This is a genomic window from Microbacterium sp. Bi128, assembly GCF_918698205.1.
Map to the genome: position 1 here is coordinate 1 of NZ_CAKKMM010001130.1, position 1,677 is coordinate 1,677.

The 1,677-nt window shown below is 66.4% G+C and carries 2 protein-coding genes; both read left to right on the forward strand.

The window, feature by feature from the left end; translation table 11 throughout:
- The coding region (locus LQV45_RS30485) for a UDP-N-acetylglucosamine 1-carboxyvinyltransferase (RefSeq protein ID WP_230010972.1) at window positions 1-1,184 on the forward strand (1,184 nt) is incomplete at its 5' end.
- Window positions 1,185-1,235: 51 nt separating this feature from the next.
- On the forward strand, window positions 1,236-1,677 hold a 442-nt coding region (locus LQV45_RS30490; protein WP_230010973.1), incomplete at its 3' end, for a glutamate-cysteine ligase family protein.

Here is a 1,677-nt window from a genome sequence, read left to right on the forward strand (position 1 = left end):
GGCTTGCCCGGATCGAGGAAGTCAACCGGATCGTGGAGGTGCTGACCAGCATCGGCGTCGAGTGCACCTGGCTCAACGCGAACGACCTCCAGATCCGCCGCCCCGCCGTCCTGGACCTGGCCTCCATGGATGTGGAGGCGGCCCGAAGGACCCGCAGCGTCATCATGCTCCTGGGCCCGCTGCTGGACGAGGCCGACACCTACCGGCTGCCCTACGCCGGCGGCTGCGACCTCGGCACCCGCACCGTGCAGCCGCATATGCAGGCACTGCGCCAGTTCGGCCTTAGCGTGGAGGCGAAGTCCGGGTTCTACGCGGTGCAGGCGCCGCCGTCGGACGGTCACGACCGCTCCTTCGTGCTCAGCGAACGCGGCGACACCGTCACCGAGAATGCCATCATGGCCGCAGCCCACCGCCGTGGCACCACCATCATCCGCAATGCCAGCCCGAACTACATGGTGCAGGACCTGTGCTTCTACCTGCAGATGCTCGGCGTGGACATCGCCGGGGTTGGCACCACCACGCTGAAGATCACCGGCCGCCCGTCGATCGACGCCGACATCGAATACTTCCCGTCCGAGGACCCCATCGAGGCGATGAGCCTCATCACCGCCGGCATCGTGACGAACTCGGAAGTCACCATCCGCCGCGTCCCGATCGAGTTCATGGAAATCGAACTCGCCACGCTCGAGCAGATGGGCCAGCGGCTCGAGGTTTCCGGGGAGTACTTTGCCCGCAACGGCCGCACCCGCCTGGTGGACGTCACCACCAAGCCTTCGGAGCTGCGGGCGCCGGAGGACAAGATCCACCCCATGCCCTTCCCCGGGCTGAACATCGACAACCTGCCCTTCTTCGCGGTGATCGCCGCCAACGCCCACGGCCAGACAATGATCCATGACTGGGTCTACGAGAACCGGGCCATCTACCTGACCGAGCTCAACAAGCTCGGCGCCCAGGTCCAGCTGCTCGATCCGCACCGCATTTACGTCAACGGGCCCAGCAAGTGGCGAGCGGCCGAGGTGGGCTGCCCGCCTGCCCTCCGCCCCGCCGCCTGCCTGCTGCTGGCCATGCTGGCGGCCCGTGGCGTCTCGGAGCTGCGGAACATCTATGTCATTGAACGCGGCTATGAGGACCTGGCTGAGCGGCTGAACACCATCGGGGCGAAGATCGAGTATTTCCAGGACTGAGCCCCGCGTTGGTGTGGGGCGTTTCGGCGGATCCTGACGCACAATAGATTCATGCGCACCTTCGGCGTGGAGGAAGAACTGCTGATAGTGGACCCCGAATCGGGGATGCTGCTTGCCCTCGCTGACCTCATGCTGCCGAGTCTGGTGCCGCCGCAACAGGAAGCCGCCAGGGTTCTCCCGGCACAGAAACCGGTCCACGAAGGCGCCGACTTCAGCTACGAGCTCAAGCTCGAACAGATCGAGACCCAGACGCATCCGTGCCTGGAATACACGGAACTGCTCCGGCAGCTCAGGCGTGGCCGGTCCCTTGCGGACCAGGCCGCCCGGGCGCACGGCGGCCGGGTCGCGGCCCTGGCCACGTCGCCCCAAGGCTCAGCCACCCACCTGACGCCGAATCCGCGCTATATGACCATGCAGCAGCGCTTCGGGCTCACCGTCCGGAACCAGCTGACCTGCGGCCTCCACGTCCACACCTTTGTGGAGTCTCCGGAGG